Consider the following 18,089-nt stretch of genomic DNA (forward strand, 5'->3'; position numbering starts at 1 on the left):
GGCGCTCACTTCGATTCGATGAGTTCGGGGGCGGATGCCGCCGCGCCGGCCGTGATCGCGAGGAACACGTCGTCGAGGCTGGGGCGGCGGATGGAGACCTGCGCGCCGTCGACCGAGGCCTCTGGCGAGCGGTCGAGCACGTCGATGGCCGCACGGAGTCCGTGGACGCTGCCGTCGGTCGGCAGCTCGAGGAGCAGTGCGCCGTCGGCGCTGCGGAGTTCGACGACATCGCCCCCGATGCGGGCCTTGAGCTCGTCGGCGGTGCCCTCGGCGGCCACTCGCCCGCGGTCGAGCACGGCGATGCGGTCGGCGAGCTGATCGGCCTCCTCGAGGTACTGCGTGGTGAGGAAGACGGTCGTCCCGGCTTCGGTGAGCCCGCGGATGACGTTCCAGAGCTCCTGACGGCTCCTCGTGTCGAGGCCGGTGGTTGGCTCGTCGAGGAACAGGATCGGCACGTCGACGACGAGACTGAGCGCGAGGTCGAGCCGGCGGCGCATGCCTCCCGAGTAGGTGCCGACACGGCGGCGCGCGGCATCCGTCAGGTCGAAGCGTTCGAGCAGCTGCGCCGCACGGTCGCGGGACTGCTGGCGGCCGAGTCCGGAGAGCCGGCCCATCATGACGAGATTCTCGGTGCCGGTCAGCACCTCGTCGACGGCCGCCGACTGGCCGGTGAGGGCGATGCGCCCCTTCACGTCGCTCGGCGCCGCCGCGACGTCGAAGCCGCCGACCAGCGCGGTGCCGGCGTCGGGTGTCACGAGGGTCGTGAGGATGTTGATGGTGGTCGTCTTGCCGGCTCCGTTCGGGCCGAGCAGGGCGAAGACGGTGCCCGCAGGCACCCTGAGGTCGAGGCCCGCGAGCACGTCGGTCTTGCCGAAGCGCTTGCGGAGTCCACGTGCGTCGATCGCGAGGTTCATGGCGTTCTCCGTTCCTTGGTGACTGCGGCTTGCGATATGCGTATGGCGCAAACTGTTTATGTGATCCACGGTTGTTTAACATATACACAGTTCTAGACTGTCGTCAACACCCTCTCGAGAACGGAACCCCAGTGAGCCCTGAGCGACGCGATCCCGAGCTCCCCCGAGCGGTCGCCCTGGCCTGGGGCGTCGCGGCCAACCCGCAGCGCGGCCCCAAGCGCGAACTCTCGATCGAGCGCATCGTCGACACGGCCATCGAGATCGCCGATGCGGAGGGGCTCGGCGCCGTCTCGATGAGCCGGGTCGCGGCGTCGCTCGGCTTCACGACGATGTCGCTCTACCGGTACGTCACGAGCAAGGACGACCTGATCCTGCTGATGCAGGAGGGCGCCGTGCTGCCGCCGGTGCCGGGCGAGGCGGTCGAGCGCGGCTGGCGCGACGGCATCACCGCGTGGGTGCTCGCCATGCGCGCCGCCTACCGCGAGCACTCGTGGCTCGTCGACATCCCGATCTCGGGCGCGCCGATCACCCCCAACAGCCTCCTCATCGTCGACTGGTTCCTCCGCGAGGTGCGCTCGCTCCCCCTCAGCGACGGCGAGAAGATGTCGACACTGCTGCTGCTCACGAGCTACGCCCGTGCGACCGCTGCCCAGGAGCGGGACATCGGCGCCGCCGCAGCGGCGGCGGCCGACCCGGCGGATGTCACCGGAGCGAACTTCTTCGAGGTGCTCGCCGAGCTCGTGACCCCCGAGCGGTTCCCGTACCTGAGTCCCCTGCTCACCGCCGGGGGCTACGTCGCGGAACCCGGCGCCGAACCCTACCCCGACGACGGCGACGACGACTTCTCGTTCGGCCTCGAGCGCATCCTCGACGGCATCGAGTACCACGTGGAGCGGGTCGAGTCGGGCGCCGGAACCCCCGTCAGGGAACCACTGCCGCCGTCACTCGAGCTGCCCCGCGATCCGAAGGTTCGGGAGGCGGCGAAGGCCCGCCGCGAAGCGGAGAAGGCACTGCGCGAGGCGCAGAAGCGCGAGCGCGACACCATCAAGCACGCGCTCGAACGCGAGAAGCACGCCCGCGAGAAGGCGGAGCGGGCGAAGAAGGAGTAGCGCTCAGCGCACGGCCGACGTCGCCCGGTCCCGCGTCGTGAGATCGCGGTGATGCGCGATCGCCCGCCAGCCGTCGGCCGCGAGGATCTCGGATATCGCCGCCGACTGCTCCTCGCCGTGCTCGATCACGAGTGCGCCGCCCGGCCGGAGCAGCACGCGCGCGCGCCGGGACAGCACCCGGACCACGTCGAGACCGTCAACGCCGCCGTAGAGCGCCTGCTCGGGGTCGTGGAGCCGCACCTCGGGGTCGCGCGGCAGGTCGCGGAGCGGAACATAGGGCGGGTTCGACACCACGACCGCCACCCGGCCGTCGAGTTCGGGCAGCGCGTCGGCGAGGTCGCCGAAGACGAGCTCGAGATTGGGCGCCGCGACCTCGGCGACGTTGCGCCTCGTCCAGACGAACGCCTCGGGCGACTTCTCGACCGCCCACACCCTCGCGTGCGGCACCTCCGTCGCGAGCGCGAGCGCGATCGCTCCGCTGCCCGTACCGAGGTCGACGGCGATCGGCTCGGGCTCCGCCGCCGAGGCGAGCGCATCGATCGCGAGCTGCGCGACCTGCTCGGTCTCGGGCCGCGGCACGAAGACGCCCGGCCCCACCTGCAGGTCGAGGTTGCGGAACGCCGCGCGCCCCGTGATGTGCTGCAACGGCTCGCGCAGGGCGCGCCGCGCGACGAGGGACGCGAGCACCGCGGCATCCGCTTCACTCATCTCGTCGCCGACGACGACGCGCGCCTGCACCGCCCCGCGCGAGAGGCCGAGCACGTGACCGATCAGGAGGTCGGCATCGACCTCGGCGTCGGGGACTCCGGCGGCCGCGAGCGTCGACGCCGTCTCGTCTCGGATCTCTCGCAGCGATCGCGATCGGGCGTCGGGGGTCGTCGTATCCACGCAATGGAATGTAACGCACTCGCCTCCATGCGAGCCGAAGCCTAGGCTGAGGCCGTCGTCCACCACCTGACCCGAGAGGCAAGCCCATGGCGCAGATCTACGAGAACATCACCGAGGTCGTCGGTCGCACGCCGCTCGTGCGCCTCAACCGGCTCACCGAGGGCGCCGGTGCGACGGTGCTCGCCAAGCTCGAGTTCTACAACCCCGCCGCGAGCGTGAAGGACCGCATCGGCGTCGCGATCATCGACGCGGCCGAGAAGTCGGGCGAGCTGGCCCCCGGCGGCACGATCGTCGAGGGCACGAGCGGCAACACCGGCATCGCACTCGCCCTCGTCGGCGCAGCCCGCGGCTACCGCGTGATCCTCACCATGCCCGAGACGATGAGCATCGAGCGCCGCGTGCTGCTTCGCGCCTACGGCGCCGAGATCGTGCTCACCCCCGGCTCCGAGGGCATGAAGGGCGCGGTCGCGAAGGCGAACGAGATCGTCGAGGCGACCCCCGGCGCGATCCTCGCCCGGCAGTTCGAGAACGAGGCGAACCCGGCGATCCACCACGCGACCACCGGCCCCGAGATCTGGGCCGACACCGACGGCGGCGTCGACATCTTCGTCGCGGGCATCGGTACGGGCGGCACCATCACGGGTGCCGGTCGCTACCTCAAGGAGCAGAACAGCGGCGTGCAGGTCATCGCCGTCGAGCCGGCCGACTCCCCCATCCTCACGCAGGGCACCCCGGGCCCGCACAAGATCCAGGGACTCGGCGCGAACTTCGTGCCCGACATCCTCGACCGCGAGGTCTACGACGAGGTCATCGATGTCGCGACGAGCGATGCCATCGCCACCGCCCGCGCGCTCGCGACCGACGAGGCGATCCTCGGCGGCATCTCCTCCGGTGCGGCCGTCTGGGCCGCGATCGAGGTCGCGAAGCGACCCGAGAACGACGGCAAGACGATCGTCGTCATCGTGCCCGACTTCGGCGAGCGGTACGTGTCGACGGTGCTCTACGAGGACCTGCGCGACTGACCGACCCTCGCAACTCGAGCGCCCGGCGCAGCGTCATCGACGTTGCCCGGGCGCTCGGTGCATCCGATCGACGTACGGACTGATTGACTATCGACGTGACCTTCTTCCGAGCACTGCGCGAGGACATCGCGACGGCGCGCGCCCACGACCCCGCCTCCCGCGGAAACCTCGAGGTGTTCCTCGCGTACTCGGGCCTGCACGCCATCTGGGGCTACCGGCTCGCCCACGCGCTGTGGCGAGGCGGGCTGCGTCTGCCGGCTCGCATCCTCTCGCAGCTCGTGCGGTTCCTCACGGGCGTCGAGATCCACCCCGGCGCCACGATCGGCCGCCGGTTCTTCATCGACCACGGCATGGGCGTCGTCGTCGGCGAGACGGCGGTGATCGGCGACGACGTGATGCTCTACCACGGCGTCACCCTCGGCGGAAAGGCCGCCCGCGGCGCGAACCGCGGGGCGAAGCGCCATCCGACCCTCGACGACGGCGTCACCGTCGGCGCCGGCGCGAAGGTGCTCGGCGACATCACGATCGGTGCATGGAGCGCGATCGGCGCGAACGCCGTCGTCACGAAGGACGCGCCGGCACACTCACTCGTCGTCGGCATCCCCGCGACGTTCAAGCCGCTCACGCACGAGACGGCCGACGCCGCTCGCGGCATCCACGACTGGCACATCTGAGCACTCACCGAACGAGCGGATGCCTCGGACACGTGTGGTGTCCGAGGCATCCGCTCGTCGTGGTTGCGGCTGCGGCCGCCGCTGCTACTGGTCGCCGAGGTGGGCGAGCCGCGCCTCTTCGTCGGCCTGGATGGCCGACTCGATGATCGGCTCGAGCGCGCCGTTCATGACCTGGTCGAGGTTGTAGGCCTTGTACCCGGTGCGGTGATCGGCGATGCGATTCTCGGGGAAGTTGTACGTGCGGATGCGCTCCGAACGGTCCATCGAGCGGATCTGCGATTTGCGGGCGTCGGACGCCGCGGCCGCGATCTCCTCCTGCTGGCGCGCGAGGATGCGGGCGCGGAGCACGCGCATCGCCGCCTCGCGGTTCTGCAGCTGCGACTTCTCGTTCTGCATCGAGACCACGATGCCCGTGGGCAGGTGGGTGATGCGCACCGCCGAGTCGGTCGTGTTGACCGACTGGCCGCCGGGGCCCGATGAGCGGTAGACGTCGATCTTCAGGTCGTTCTGGTTGATGTCGACCTCTTCGGGCTCGTCGACCTCGGGGAAGACGAGCACGCCCGTCGTCGAGGTGTGGATGCGCCCCTGCGTCTCGGTGACGGGCACGCGCTGCACACGGTGCACGCCGCCCTCGTACTTGAGGTGCGCCCAGACGCCCTGCGACGGGTCGGTCGCGTTCGACTTGATCGCGACCTGCACGTCTTTGTAGCCGCCGAGGTCGGACTCGTTCTGATCGAGGAGCTCGATCTTCCAGCCCTTCGACTGCGCGTACTGCATGTACATGCGGAGCAGGTCGCCGGCGAAGAGGGCGCTCTCGGCGCCGCCCTCGCCGCCCTTGATCTCCATGATCACGTCACGGCCGTCGTCGGGGTCACGCGGGATCAGGAGTCGGCGGAGCCGCTCCTGGGCCGCCGCGAGCCCCTCTTCGAGCGCGGGCACCTCTTCGGCGAACGCCTCGTCCTCCTTCGCGAGCTCACGCGCGGCGGCGAGGTCGTCGTGAGCCTCGAGCCACGCCGAGTGCGCCGAGACGATGCGGCTCAGCTCGGCGTAGCGCCGGTTGACCTTCTTCGCGCGCGCGGCGTCGGCGTGGAGCGCCGGGTCGGCGAGCTCCTCTTGCAGCTTCGCGTGCTCGGAGAGCAGGCTCTGGACGGACTCGAACACGGATGCCTCAGCGGTGGTCGGTCTCGTGCCCGTGCGAGTTGCCGTGACCGGCGACCGGCATCGACTTCTGCATGAGCATGAGGAACTCGACGTTCGACTGCGTCTCTTTCAAGCGACCGAGGACGGCTTCGAGCGCCGGCTGCTGGTCGAGGCCCGCGAGGGCTCGGCGCAGCTTCCAGGTGATCTTGACCTCGTCGGCCGAGAGCAGCATCTCTTCGCGGCGCGTGGACGACGCATTGACGTCGACCGCCGGGAAGATGCGCTTGTCGGCGAGCTGACGCGAGAGGCGCAGCTCGGAGTTGCCGGTGCCCTTGAACTCCTCGAAGATCACCTCGTCCATCTTCGACCCGGTCTCGACGAGCGCCGTGGCGAGGATGGTCAGCGAGCCGCCGTTCTCGATGTTGCGCGCAGCACCGAAGAACCGCTTCGGCGGGTACAGCGCCGAGGCGTCGACACCGCCCGAGAGGATGCGCCCGGATGCCGGTGCGGCGAGGTTGTACGCACGGCCGAGGCGCGTGATCGAGTCGAGCAGCACGACGACGTCGTGACCGAGCTCGACGAGACGCTTCGCGCGCTCGATGGCGAGCTCGGCGACCGTCGTGTGGTCTTCGGCCGGACGGTCGAAGGTCGAGGCGATGACCTCGCCCTTCACCGTGCGCTGCATGTCGGTGACCTCTTCGGGGCGCTCGTCGACGAGCACGACCATGAGGTGGACCTCGGGGTTGTTGATCGAGATCGCGTTGGCGATCTGCTGCAGCACGATCGTCTTGCCGGCCTTCGGGGGCGCGACGATGAGGCCGCGCTGGCCCTTGCCGATCGGGGCGACGAGGTCGATGATGCGCTGCGTGAGCTTGGTGGGCTCGGTCTCGAGCCGCAGGCGCTCCTGCGGGTAGAGCGGCGTGAGGCTCTGGAACTCGACGCGGGCCGCAGCCTCATCGGTCGTCTGGCCGTTGATCGAGTCGACCTTCACGAGCGCGTTGTACTTCTGACGGCTGTTCGAGTCGTTGTCGCGCGGCTGCTTGATGGCGCCGACGACCGCATCGCCCTTGCGCAGGTTGTACTTCTTCACCTGGCCGAGCGAGACGTAGACGTCGCTCGGGCCCGGGAGGTAGCCGGTCGTGCGCACGAAGGCGTAGTTGTCGAGCACGTCGAGGATGCCCGCGATGGGGATCAGCACGTCGTCGTCGAGGATCTCGGGCTCGACCTCGTCGCCCATGCCCTGGCCACGACGCTTGCGGTCGCGGTAGCGGTTGCGGCGGCCGCCTTCGCCGTCGAGCTGCGCCTGGGGGTCGCGCGCCTGGCCGTCACGGCCCTGGCCGTCACGGCCCTGGTTGTCGCGCGCCTGACCGTCGCGAGCCTGGCCGTCGCGGCCCCGGCCCTCGCCCTGCTGCTTCTGCTTGTCGGCGTCGCCGTTCTGGCGAGGCTCGCCGGCCTTGGCGGCCTGCTCCCGACCCTCGTTCTGGCGGTCGCTCTGACGGCCCGACTGGCGCTCGCCCTGCTTCTGCTCGCCCTTCTGGGCGTCGTCGCCGCGCTCGGCGCGGTCGCCGCGCTCTCCGCCGCGACGGCCGCGGTTGCGGCTGCGACCCTGGCGGGGCTCTTCGGATGCCGCGGCGTCGCCGTCGCCCTCAGCGGGCTGGGGGCCGCGTGCGCCCTCGCCGGTCGCGGCGGCGAGCTCTTCGCGCACCGCGGCGCGTGCGGCCTCGCGGGCCTCGTCGGTCTCGGTGGGCGCGGGGGCCGCGGTCTCGGGCACGAGGCCGACACCGGCACCGCCGCCGTTGACGTGCTGCACGGCGGACGTGGTCGCGCTCGTGGCGCGACGCGGCTGACGGCGCTGACGCGTCGGCGCGGTGGTCGCAGGTGCCTCGGTCGCGGGAGCCTCGGCCACGGGAGCTTCAGCCGCAGGAGCCTCGGTCGCGTTGACGACCGGGGCCTCGGCCTCTGCCGGTGCGGCGGGCACGTCGAGTTCGACGGGGGCGGCCTGCGCGGCCGCGGGGGCCTCGAGCTGCTCAGCCGAAGCGGTGGACCCGCTGTCGGCCGCCGAAGCCTGGTGCTCGGAGATCAACTCCACGAGTTCTCCCTTTCGGCGCTTCGAACCGCCTGCCAGGCCGAGAGATGCGGCGAGCTCCTGGAGCTCGGCGACCTTCATGGAGGACAGACGGGCGGTGTTGGCCACGCGATCGGCGTGGTCGGTTCCGTTGGTCACTGGGTATGTTCCTTTCCCCTGTCGCAAGAGTTGCGGATTCAGGAGAGCTGATCGCTGGCACGAACGATGCCGGTGCGCACGAAGGCGCAGACACGCGCGAGAGCGAAAGCAATAGATTGCCGGGAATTGCACGAGCGAGCTGGGACGCGAACAGTGCGTCACCTGCCGGGTGCACGCTCAGTCTACCATCACCGAGCCGTTCGTCCCGCCACGCGACTCGCCTGTGGAGAGGATGCCGCAGCGGCGGGTTAACACACGAGCCGCCGTCGCCTTTCGCTCTCCAGCCTTCCGCGAGGGGCGGCGTCACCCTGAGCGGTCTGCCGCAGACGCTGCGCGGCGCCAGGGCGCCGCGCGAGCTGGGGCTGCCGCCTTTCGCGACGGTTCAGACCGCTACGCGCTCTGAACCGTCGCGCCCTTGAAGTCGACCGCGAGCGGCAGCGCCTGCCAGGCGGTGTCGGCGGATGCCTCGACGAGGGCGATGGCCGCTGCGCGTTCACTCGGGTCGCTCGCGAGCACGAGGATCGACGGGCCCGCACCGGAGACGACCGCCGGATGCCCCGCCTCGCGGAGCACTCGGATGAGCCGGTCGGTCTCTGGCATCGCCGCGGCACGGTAGTGCTGGTGCAGCTTGTCCTCGGTCGCCTGGAAGAGCAGCTCGGGGCTCTGGATGAGCGCGGCGACGAGCAGGGCCGAACGCGACACGTTGAACACGGCGTCTTCGTGCGGCACCGACTCGGGCTGCAGCGAACGCGCGAGCGCGGTCGACATCTCGTGCTCGGGCACGAGCACGAGCGGCGAGACGCCGCGGTGCACCATGAGCTTCTTGTGACGCGGGCCCTCTGGGGTCACCCACGCGATCGTGAGCCCGCCGAAGAGCGCGGGGGCGACGTTGTCGGGGTGCCCCTCGAGCTCGGTCGCGAGCTCGAGCAGCTCGTCGGCCGTGAAGTCGACGATGCCCTCGAGCAGGCCCTTCGCCGCCACGACACCGGCGACGATCGCGGCACCAGAGGAGCCGAGGCCCCGGCCGTGGGGAATGACATTGTGGGCCACGAGCCTGAGCGCCGGCAGCGGCACGCCCGCGCGCGCGAAGGTGTGCGCGATCGCGCGCACCACGAGGTGCGACTCGTCGAGCGGCACCTCGCCCTCGCCGACGCCGTGCACCTCGATCTCGAGCCCCGGGCCGGCATGTGCCGTCGACGCAGTCGGCGTCGCCGAAGCATCCGGAACCGAGACCTCGAGCTCGTCGTACCTCGCGAGTGCGAGGCCGAGGGTGTCGAAGCCGGGGCCGAGGTTCGCCGACGTCGCCGGCACCTTCACGAGCACCCGGCGGCCGATCAACGACGCGGCGACGTCACCGGAGGCGACGGGGGCGACGGTCATGAGGAGAGTCCGAGCACCGAGGCGATCTGCGCGGTGTCGACCGGCACGATCGTCGGCTGCACGTCGGAGCCGTCGGCCGTGCGGAGCGCCCACTGCGGGTCCTTCAGGCCGTGGCCGGTGACCGTGAGCACGACGCGTGCGCCGGCGGGGACGACGCCGGCGGCCGAGCGCTCGAGGAGACCGGCGACCGAGATCGCCGACGCGGGCTCGACGAAGATGCCGACCTCGGCCGAGAGGATGCGCTGCGCCTCGAGGATCTTGTCGTCGTCGATCGCGCCGAAGTAGCCGTCGGTCTCGTCGCGCGCCTGCAGGGCGAGCTCCCACGATGCCGGGTTGCCGATGCGGATCGCGCTCGCGATGGTGTCGGGGTCCTTCACGGGCTCGCCGCGCACGATCGGCGCGGAACCCGAGGCCTGGAAGCCGAACATCCGCGGCATCCGCGTCGCATTGCCGATGGCGATGTCTTCGCGGTAGCCGCGCGTGTAGGCGGTGTAGTTGCCGGCGTTGCCGACGGGGATGAAGTGGAAGTCGGGCGCGTCGCCGAGCGCCTCGACGACCTCGAACGCCGCCGTCTTCTGGCCCTCGATGCGGTCGTTGTTGACCGAGTTGACGAGGTGCACGGGGTAGTTCGCCGCGAGGTCGCGAGCGATGTCGAGGCAGTCGTCGAAGTTGCCCTGCACCTGCAGCAGTTCCGCGTTGTGGGCGATCGCCTGGCTGAGCTTGCCCATCGCGATCTTGCCCTCGGGCACGAGCACCGCGGCCTTGATGCCGGCGTGCGTGGCGTAGGCCGCGGCCGATGCCGACGTGTTGCCGGTCGACGCGCAGATGACGACCTTCGCGCCGTGCTCGACGGCCTTCGTGACGGCCATCGTCATTCCGCGGTCCTTGAAGGAGCCCGTGGGGTTCATGCCCTCGAACTTCACCCAGACGTCGGCACCGGTGCGGGCCGAGAGGGCGGGGGCGGGCAGCAGCGGCGTGCCGCCCTCGCCGAGCGTGACGATCGGGGTCGCGTCGGTGACGTCGAGCCGGTGCGCGTACTCGCGGATGACTCCGCGCCATTGACGCGAGTTGGCCTTGGGGGTGATGGGGGTGTTCACACTGCTCCTTCGACTCGGAGGACGGACGCGACGGATGCGACGACTGGGCTCTGGGCGAGGGCTGCGACGGTCTCGGCGAGCGCGGACTCCTTCGCCTCGTGCGTCCCGATCACCAGCGTAGCCCGCTCGGAGCCCTCGCTGACGGTCTGCTGCAACTGCTCGACGGAGACGCCGTGGGCGGCGAAGGTGTGGGCGATCTGCTCGAGCACGCCCGGCTCGTCTTCGACCTCGAGCGTGATGGCGTACCGCGTGGTGATGCGGCCGATCTCGAGCACCGGCAGTTCGGCATGCGTCGACTCGGCCGTGCCGGGGCCGCCGATGACGTGTCGGCGGGCGATCGCCACGAGGTCGCCGAGCACGGCGGAGGCGGTCGGCACTCCCCCGGCGCCCGCGCCGTAGAACATGAGGGGGCCGGCAGCGGATGCCTCGACGAACACGGCGTTGTTCGCGCCGTGCACGGCGGCCAGGGGGTGGCTTCGGGGCACGAGCGCTGGGTACACGCGTGCCGAGACGCCCTCTTCGCCGGTCTCGGCGTCGGTCAGCCGCTCGCAGATGGCGAGGAGCTTCACGACGTAGCCGGCGCGGCGCGCGGAGTCGACCTGCTCGGCGGAGACGCCCGTGATGCCCTCGCGGTGCACGGCCTCGACGGGAACGCTCGTGTGGAACGCGAGGCTCGCGAGGATCGCCGCTTTCTGCGCCGCGTCGTAGCCGCCGATGTCGGCGGTCGGGTCGGCCTCGGCGTAGCCGAGTTCCGTCGCGGTGGCCAGGGCGTCCTCGAGCGAGGCGCCCGTCTGGTCCATGCGGTCGAGGATGAAGTTCGTCGTGCCGTTCACGATGCCGAGGATGCGGTCGACGCGGTCGCCCGCGAGGCTGTCGCGGAGGGGCCGGATGATCGGGATGGCTCCGGCGACGGCGGCTTCGTACGAGAGCTGCGCGCCCACCTGCTCCGCGGCGGCGAAGAGCTCGGGGCCGTGGCTGGCGAGCAGCGCCTTGTTGCCCGTGACGACGTCGGCGCCCGACGCGATCGCCTGCAGCACGAGCGTGCGGGCCGGCTCGATGCCGCCCATGAGCTCGATGACGATGTCCGAGCCGAGGATGAGCGCGTCGGCGTCGGTCGTCAGGAGCTCGCGAGGCAGCTCGGCGTCGCGCTTGGCGTCGAGGTCGCGCACGGCGATGCCGACGAGCTCGATGCGGGCGCCGATGCGCTGGGCGAGCTCGTCGGAGTGCTCGAGCAGGAGGCGAGCCACCTGGGAGCCGACGGAGCCCGCTCCGAGCAGGCCCACTCGGATGGAGCGGTACTCGATCATGCAGGGTTCCCTTCGATGGCGCGGTCGTTGGCGGCGGATGCCTCGAGGCCGGCGTCGCGGGCCAGCAGCTGCGCCTCGGTCTCGCCGTGCACGATGACGCGCGCTTCGCCGTCGCGCACCGCGACGACGGGCGGCCGCGGCACGTGATTGTAGTTCGAGGCGAGCGACCAGCAGTAGGCGCCGGTGGCGGGCACGGCGAGGAGGTCGCCAGGGGCGACGTCGCCCGGCAGGAATTCGGCGTCGACGACGATGTCGCCCGATTCGCAGTGCTTGCCGGCGACGCGCACGAGCGCCGGGGCCGCGTCGGAGACGCGGGAGGCGATGCGCGCCGAGTAGTCGGCGCCGTAGAGCGCGGTGCGCGCGTTGTCGCTCATGCCGCCGTCGACGGAGACGTAGTGGCGCACGCCGCCCTCGATCGGCACGGGCTTGATCGTGCCGACCGTGTAGAGCGTGACCCCTGCGGGCCCGATGATCGAACGCCCGGGTTCGAAGGCGAGCTTCGGCACCGGCACGCCGTGCTCGCGGCATCCGTTCGCGACGGCCGCGGCGATGCCCTGCGCGATCTCCTCGATCGACGCGGGCTCGTCGGCGGCGGTGTAGGCGATGCCGAAGCCGCCGCCGAGGTTCAGCTCGGGCACCGGGGCCGCCTTCGCGAGCTCGGCGTGGACGCCGAGCAGTCGCTCAGCTGATTCGGCGAAGCCGGCGGCGTCGAAGATCTGGGAGCCGATGTGGCAGTGCAGTCCGAGGAAGGCGAGCGAGGCGTGCGAGCGGATGCGGGCGCCGAGCTCGACCGCGCGGTCGAGCGGCACGCCGAACTTCTGGTCTTCGTGGGCCGTCGCGAGGAACTCGTGCGTCGAGGCGTGCACGCCGCTGTTGACGCGGAGTCGCACGGGCTGCACGCGTCCGGCGCGCGCTGCCGCCTGCGCCACCCGCTCGATCTCGATCTCGCTGTCGATGACGATGGCGCCGACGCCCGCGGCGACGCCGCGCTCGATCTCGGCAATCGACTTGTTGTTTCCGTGGAAGCCGATGCGGGCCGGGTCGGCGCCCGCCGCGAGCGCGACGGCGAGTTCGCCGCCGGTGCACACGTCGACGGCGAGGCCCTCGTCGGTCACCCAGCGCACGATCGCGCCGGAGAGGAACGCCTTGCCCGCGTAATAGACCGTCACAGTCGTGCCGATGGACGCCGCGGCGGCGTCGAAGGCGCGCTTCATGCGTGCCGCTCGGGCTCGGGCGTCGGTCTCGTCGACGACGTAGAGCGGGGTTCCGTACTCCGCGACGAGCGACGCGGCGTTGCGGCCGGCGATCACGAGCCGGCCCGCCTCATCGCGCGCGGCGGTCGACGGCCAGACGAGCGGCGCGAGCGCGTTGGCGTCGCCCGGCACGGTGAGCCATCCGGGGACGGATGCGGTGGATGCCACGGGGGAACCTCACGGACGGAAGACGATTGCATGGATCGCTCGCGGCGAGCGAACCCGGATCGGTTCCTGAAGCCTGCTGTGCGCGCTGCCTTGTGGGCGGCGTACCGCGAGTCTACCGAGGCCTGCATGCCGAGCCGAATCGGGCCCCGGCACGGGCTGTGCTACCCGCAGGAGCCCGTCTGCTCGAGGCTCGCGGCGTCGAGCACGAGGCCGTCGGCTCGGAGCCGCACGGCTGCGGCAACGGGCGCCACCGCGATCGACTCGAGCTTCACACCCTCTGGCAGCCGGTCGGCGATGCAGATCTCGAGCGGGTCGCCGCCGAGGAGCCGCTCGACGATGCCCGACACGTCGATCGCCGCGCCGACGGCGCCGACCTCGACGGCCTCGGGCTCGAGCAGCACCGAGTCGCCCGCGGCGACGGGCGTCGCCGTCACCTGGTAGGTGATCGGCAGGCCGAAGATCTCGATGCTCCCCTCGTAGCCGACCGTGCCGTCGCCGAGCGTGACCCCGGTCGGGGCGCCCGCGACGGTGATGAGGTGGTTCACCGCGTCGGCGTCGGCGGTGATCGTCGCGGTCAGCCGATCGACGGGCGACGCGAGATCGACCGGCACGCCCTCGGCGACGACCGAGACGGCGAGGGGCGCGCCCTCGACGGTCAGTTCGGGCGCATCGAGCTCGACGTGCTCCATCGTGCCCGAGAGGTACTGGGCGATCACCGAGAAGCCGCCGATCGTCACGTCGACGTCTCCGTCGACACCCTCGGGCAGGTTGGACCGGATCTCCTCGGCCACCCGCTGCTCCGCGATGCCGCGCACCACGAACTCGGCCACGACGACGAGCGCCACGATCACCGCGAGCACGACGCCGACGACGATCCAGATGCGGGCCGCACGGCCGAGCCGTCGGCGCTCGCGGGGTTCTGAGGCGTCCGCCGCCGAGGCTCCTGCGACCGCTGCTCCGGCCGCTGCACCGCCGGCCAGGGCGCCGCCGGCCGCGTACGGCTCGATCACCTCGGTCGGCCGCTCGTCCGCGACATCCGTCTCGATGACCGCCGTGGCCGCGAGCGCGTCGTCACCGGTCTCGATCACAGCCGTCGGCTGCGCATCGTCGGCCCCCACACCGTCGGCCCCGGCCGGGTCGTCGAGCGGCCTCGGCGTCTCAGTCGTCTCGCCCGGGTCGTGCTCGTCGCCGTGCTGCGCCATCGGGGGCCTCTCGGATCGGGTCGTGGGTCACATGCGCTCGGGCGCCGACACGCCGAGCAGTTCGAGGCCGTTGCGGATGACCTGACCCGTCGCGTCGTTCAGCCAGAGCCTCGTGCGGTGCAGTTCGCCGATCGGCTCCTCGCCGAGCGGCAGCACCCGGCAGTTGTCGTACCAGCGGTGGTAGAGCCCCGCGAGCTCCTCGATGTAGCGGGCCACGCGATGCGGTTCGCGCAGCTCGGCCGCCTGGGCGACGACGCGCGGGAACTCCTGCAGCGCGCCGAGGAGCGCCGACTCCGTCTCGTGGGTCAGGAGCTCGGGCGCGAACGACGACCGGTCGAGCCCGACGGATGCCGCGTTGCGGTCGACCGCGCACGTGCGGGCGTGCGCGTACTGCACGTAGAAGACCGGGTTGTCGTTCGTGCGGCGCTGCAGGATCTCGGGGTCGATCGTGAGGGGCGAATCGGCCGGGTAGCGGCCGAGCGTGTAACGCAGCGCGTCGGTGCCGAGCCAGGCCTGCAGGTCGTCGAGCTCGATGATGTTGCCGGCGCGCTTGGAGAGCTTGGCGCCGTTGATCGAGACGAGCTGGCCGATGAGCACCTCGATGTCGCGCTGGGGGTCGTCGCCCGCCGCGCCGGCGAGCGCCTTGAGACGGTGCACGTAGCCGTGGTGGTCGGCGCCGAGCAGGTAGATCTTGTGCGCGAAGCCCCGATCGCTCTTGTCGAGGTAGTAGGCGGCATCGGCGGCGAAGTACGTGTAGACGCCGTTGGCGCGGCGGATGACCCGGTCTTTGTCGTCACCGAAGTCGGTCGTGCGCACCCAGACGGCGCCGTCGAATTCGAAGACGTGGCCCTGGGCGCGCAGTCGCTCGACCGCGGTGTCGGTGTCGGAGAGGCCGTCGTCGCCCTTGCGGTGGAGGCGCCGTTCGCTCGTCCACACGTCGAAGTGCACGTTGAAGCGGGCGAGCGAGGCGCGGATCTCGGCGAGCTGCAGTTCATAGGCGATCTCGGTCGCGGTGTGCAGCGCCACCGCGTGATCGAGTTCGAGGAGCTTCGGCTCCCGCTCGAGCACCTGGCGCGCGAGCTCGCCGATGTAGGCGCCCGGGTAGCCGCCCTCGGGGGTCGGCTCCCCCTTCGCCGCGGCGAGCACCGAGGCGCCGAACGTCTCCATCTGGTTGCCGGCGTCGTTGATGTAGTACTCGTTGGCGACCTCTGCGCCGGCTGCGCGCAGCACCCGGCCGATCGAATCGCCGAGCGCCGCCCAGCGGGTGTGGCCGATGTGCAGGGGCCCCGTGGGGTTCGCCGAGACGAACTCGAGGTTGATGACGCTGCCGGCGAGGGTCTCGCTCGTGCCGTAGCCCTGTCCCGCCTCGACGATGGTCTTCGCGAGCGCACCGGCGGCCGCGGCGTCGAGCCGCACGTTGATGAAGCCCGGGCCCGCCACCTCGGCGCTCGCGACGCCGTCGACGCCGGCGAGGCCCGCCGCGAGTTCGGTCGCGAGTTCACGCGGGTTGACGCCGAGCGGCTTCGCGACGCGCATCGCGATGTTCGAGGCCCAGTCGCCGTGCTCGCGGTTCTTCGGGCGCTCGAGCGCGACATCGTTCGCGGTGAGGTCGAACGCGACCTCGTCGCCCGCAGCGCGACGTCGCTCGACGATGGCGAGGACGAGGGCGTACAGGGCGTGCGAAAGATCGGCGGGAGTCACCCGCAAATCCTACCCGCCGCCATTGATAAGGTTCGTCACATGCTGCGCTCGCACCGTCTGTCCCGCACCCGTCCCGCCGTCGTCGCAGTCGCGCTCGCGGCATCCGTGATGCTGCTGAGCGGATGCACCGGCGACGCCGCCGAACCTGACAAGACGACCGCCCCGCCGACGGCGAGCGAGACGCCGGACTCGTCCTCGTCACCGGTGCCCACCGAGACCGCCGAGCCCGCGGTGCCCTTCGCGATCGAGTGCGACGCGCTGCTCACGCCCGATCAGGTGTACGCCTTCAACCCGAACTTCGGCACCGCCCCCGACTTCGAGCCCTCGGGCGAGCACATGGCCTCCGTGGTCGACGAGGCCGGCACCGCGTGCGGCTGGATGAACCAGACGAGCGGAGAGATCATCGAGGTCGGCGTCGCGACGCCGCCGCCCGCGGCCCTGCTCGCGCACCAGAGCGACGCCGCGATGGAATCGACCCCCGTGCCCACCTACGGCACCCCGCCCACGCTCGAGGGCTACTTCACCCAGGCCGCCGGCAGCGGCGAGGTGCAGGTCTTCAGCGGCCCGTACTGGATCGTGATCCGCTCGGCCGCGCTCTTCGAACCCGGCGACGCCGGCCAACTGGTCGCCGACGTGCTCGCCAACCTCCCCGCCGCCTGACGTACGCGCGACGACGATGAGATCAGCTCAGGGCACCCCCTCGTGGCTCGGCGCGGTCAACGACCGCGTCGGGCTCTCGGCGCTGCTCGACCACGGGCCGCTCACCCGCAACCGCATCTGCGAGCTCGTCGGCGTCTCCAAGCCCACGGCGTCGATGATGATGACCCGCCTGATCGCCGCCGGCGTCGTCGAGGAGCGCGGCCAGGTCGCCGGCAACCCCGGCCGCAGCGCCACCCTGTATGCCGCGCGCACCGATCGCCCCCTCGGCGTCGTCATCGCGATCGAGGCCGACGAACTCCGCGCCTCGGTCGTGGATGCGGCCGGCGGCGAGCGGCCGGTCGTGCGCACCCCTCTCTCCCGCGACCCGGCCGACCGCGACGCGGTGCGCGAGGTCGCCGCCGCGATCCGCGACGCGAGCGAGGCCGCTGGCACCGACCCCTCGGTCGTGCACACCGTCTGCATCGGCACGGCCGGCTACGTCGACCCGGGCGAGGAGGGCACGCTGTTCAGCGAGACGCTCCCCGGCTGGCCGATCAGCGGCCTCCGGCACGCGCTCGAGGCCGAGCTCGGCGTCTCGGTGTTCGTCGAGAACGACGTGAACCTCGCGGCGATCGCCGAGCGCGAGTCGGGTGCGGGCGAGGGTCGCGACGTCTTCGCCCTGCTCTGGCTCGGCAACGGCGTCGGCGCGTCGTTCGACGTCGCGGGCGACCTGCACCGCGGCAGCTTCGGCGGCGCGGGCGAGATCGGCTTCCTCCCGCTGTCGGCCGCGGCCCAGGCGCTCGACGAGCACGCCGTCACGAGTCAAGACCTCGCGGGCGCCGTGGCCGTGCGCCGCATCGCGGCCGCCCACGGGCTCGACGACACCGACCACCGTTCGGCGCTCGACGCGATCGCCGCGAGCCCCGAGCGGGCGGCCATCGTCGAGGAGATCGGCGAGCGCGTGGCGCACATCTCGCTGCCGCTGCTCGCAACCCTCGACCCGGGCCGACTCGTGCTCGCGGGCCCCACCGCGATCGTCGGCGGCCAGCCCCTCGCCGAAGCCGTCGAGCGCGGCATCCGGAGCATCAGCCGGTGGTATCCCGAGGTCGTCGCGACGAGCATCGACCACGACCCCGTGCTGCACGGGGCGCGTGCGTTCCTGACGGCGAAGGTGCGCGACGACCTGCTCGGAACGGTCGCCCGTCTCAGCCTCTCCTGAGGTCGTTCGCAGCCCGCCGGCGAGTCCGAGGGTGGTGTGCGAAAGTGGTAGTGTCTCTAGCTGTGCGCCTCCGTAGCTCAGGGGATAGAGCGCCGGTTTCCGGTACCGTAGGTCGGGGGTTCGAATCCCTCCGGGGGCACGACAGAAAGACA

General features: G+C 71.4%; 15 protein-coding genes and 1 tRNA gene. 6 read left to right on the forward strand and 10 right to left on the reverse strand.

Features of this window, described 5'->3' with window-relative positions; all coding sequences use genetic code 11:
* Window positions 1–5: 5 nt before the first annotated feature.
* Window positions 6–914 (reverse strand): ATP-binding cassette domain-containing protein, encoded by a 909-nt coding sequence (locus VPH61_RS11465; RefSeq protein ID WP_332063618.1) that lies wholly within the window; start codon window positions 912–914, stop codon window positions 6–8.
* A 131-nt stretch (window positions 915–1,045) separates the two neighbouring features.
* On the opposite strand from VPH61_RS11465, the gene VPH61_RS11470 reads away from it, so the two are divergent.
* On the forward strand, window positions 1,046–2,023 hold the full coding sequence (locus tag VPH61_RS11470; protein WP_332063619.1) for a TetR/AcrR family transcriptional regulator: 978 nt from the start codon (window positions 1,046–1,048) through the stop codon (window positions 2,021–2,023).
* A gap of 3 nt (window positions 2,024–2,026) precedes the next feature.
* On the opposite strand, the gene prmC is transcribed toward VPH61_RS11470, so the two are convergent.
* Complete coding sequence (prmC, locus tag VPH61_RS11475) at window positions 2,027–2,875, reverse strand: peptide chain release factor N(5)-glutamine methyltransferase (RefSeq protein ID WP_332063756.1); 849 nt, start codon at window positions 2,873–2,875, stop codon at window positions 2,027–2,029.
* 122 nt (window positions 2,876–2,997) lie between these two features.
* Here prmC and cysK point away from each other — a divergent pair, with 122 nt between their 5' ends.
* Window positions 2,998–3,933 carry a cysteine synthase A gene (gene cysK / locus VPH61_RS11480; RefSeq protein ID WP_332063620.1) on the forward strand — a complete coding sequence of 312 codons (936 nt, stop codon included), beginning with the start codon at window positions 2,998–3,000 and terminating at the stop codon, window positions 3,931–3,933.
* A 95-nt stretch (window positions 3,934–4,028) separates the two neighbouring features.
* Entirely contained in the window at window positions 4,029–4,607 is a 579-nt protein-coding gene (gene epsC / locus VPH61_RS11485) for a serine O-acetyltransferase EpsC (protein ID WP_332063621.1), read from the forward strand.
* 84 nt (window positions 4,608–4,691) lie between these two features.
* On the opposite strand, the gene prfA is transcribed toward epsC, so the two are convergent.
* The 8 genes from prfA to argS form a co-directional block, all read right to left on the reverse strand.
* A complete protein-coding gene (prfA, locus tag VPH61_RS11490) occupies window positions 4,692–5,768 on the reverse strand; it encodes a peptide chain release factor 1 (RefSeq protein WP_332063622.1) in 1,077 nt (358 codons plus the stop codon).
* Window positions 5,769–5,775: 7 nt separating this feature from the next.
* Window positions 5,776–7,971: a transcription termination factor Rho gene (gene rho / locus VPH61_RS11495; protein ID WP_442879092.1), complete on the reverse strand. Its 2,196-nt coding sequence runs from the start codon at window positions 7,969–7,971 to the stop codon at window positions 5,776–5,778.
* A 390-nt stretch (window positions 7,972–8,361) separates the two neighbouring features.
* A complete protein-coding gene (gene thrB, locus VPH61_RS11500) occupies window positions 8,362–9,351 on the reverse strand; it encodes a homoserine kinase (RefSeq protein WP_332063623.1) in 990 nt (329 codons plus the stop codon).
* A complete protein-coding gene (thrC, locus tag VPH61_RS11505; protein WP_332063624.1) occupies window positions 9,348–10,448 on the reverse strand; it encodes a threonine synthase in 1,101 nt (366 codons plus the stop codon). Before thrC ends, thrB begins: the two co-directional genes overlap by 4 nt.
* On the reverse strand, window positions 10,445–11,755 hold the full coding sequence (locus tag VPH61_RS11510) for a homoserine dehydrogenase (RefSeq protein ID WP_332063625.1): 1,311 nt from the start codon (window positions 11,753–11,755) through the stop codon (window positions 10,445–10,447). The genes thrC and VPH61_RS11510 overlap by 4 nt, the downstream gene beginning before the upstream one ends.
* Window positions 11,752–13,176, reverse strand: a complete 1,425-nt coding sequence (gene lysA, locus VPH61_RS11515; RefSeq protein ID WP_332063626.1) for a diaminopimelate decarboxylase — start codon at window positions 13,174–13,176, stop codon at window positions 11,752–11,754. The genes VPH61_RS11510 and lysA overlap by 4 nt, the downstream gene beginning before the upstream one ends.
* 161 nt (window positions 13,177–13,337) lie before the next feature.
* A complete protein-coding gene (locus VPH61_RS11520) occupies window positions 13,338–14,378 on the reverse strand; it encodes an LmeA family phospholipid-binding protein (protein ID WP_332063627.1) in 1,041 nt (346 codons plus the stop codon).
* 27 nt (window positions 14,379–14,405) lie between these two features.
* Window positions 14,406–16,079, reverse strand: coding sequence for an arginine--tRNA ligase (gene argS, locus VPH61_RS11525; RefSeq protein WP_332063628.1), 1,674 nt, complete (start codon window positions 16,077–16,079; stop codon window positions 14,406–14,408).
* 39 nt (window positions 16,080–16,118) lie between these two features.
* Here argS and VPH61_RS11530 point away from each other — a divergent pair, with 39 nt between their 5' ends.
* The 3 genes from VPH61_RS11530 (at window position 16,119) to VPH61_RS11540 (ending at window position 18,076) form a co-directional block, all read left to right on the forward strand.
* The gene (locus VPH61_RS11530) at window positions 16,119–16,739 is read left to right on the forward strand and encodes an iron ABC transporter ATP-binding protein (RefSeq protein ID WP_332063629.1); all 621 of its coding nucleotides are present in this window, start codon (window positions 16,119–16,121) and stop codon (window positions 16,737–16,739) included.
* 16 nt (window positions 16,740–16,755) lie between these two features.
* Window positions 16,756–17,937: an ROK family transcriptional regulator gene (locus VPH61_RS11535; RefSeq protein WP_332063630.1), complete on the forward strand. Its 1,182-nt coding sequence runs from the start codon at window positions 16,756–16,758 to the stop codon at window positions 17,935–17,937.
* 66 nt (window positions 17,938–18,003) lie between these two features.
* Window positions 18,004–18,076 (forward strand) — tRNA-Arg (locus VPH61_RS11540).
* The last annotated feature ends 13 nt before the right edge of the window (window positions 18,077–18,089 follow it).

Source organism: Agromyces sp. CCNWLW203, assembly GCF_036576125.1.
Lineage (GTDB): Bacteria > Actinomycetota > Actinomycetes > Actinomycetales > Microbacteriaceae > Agromyces.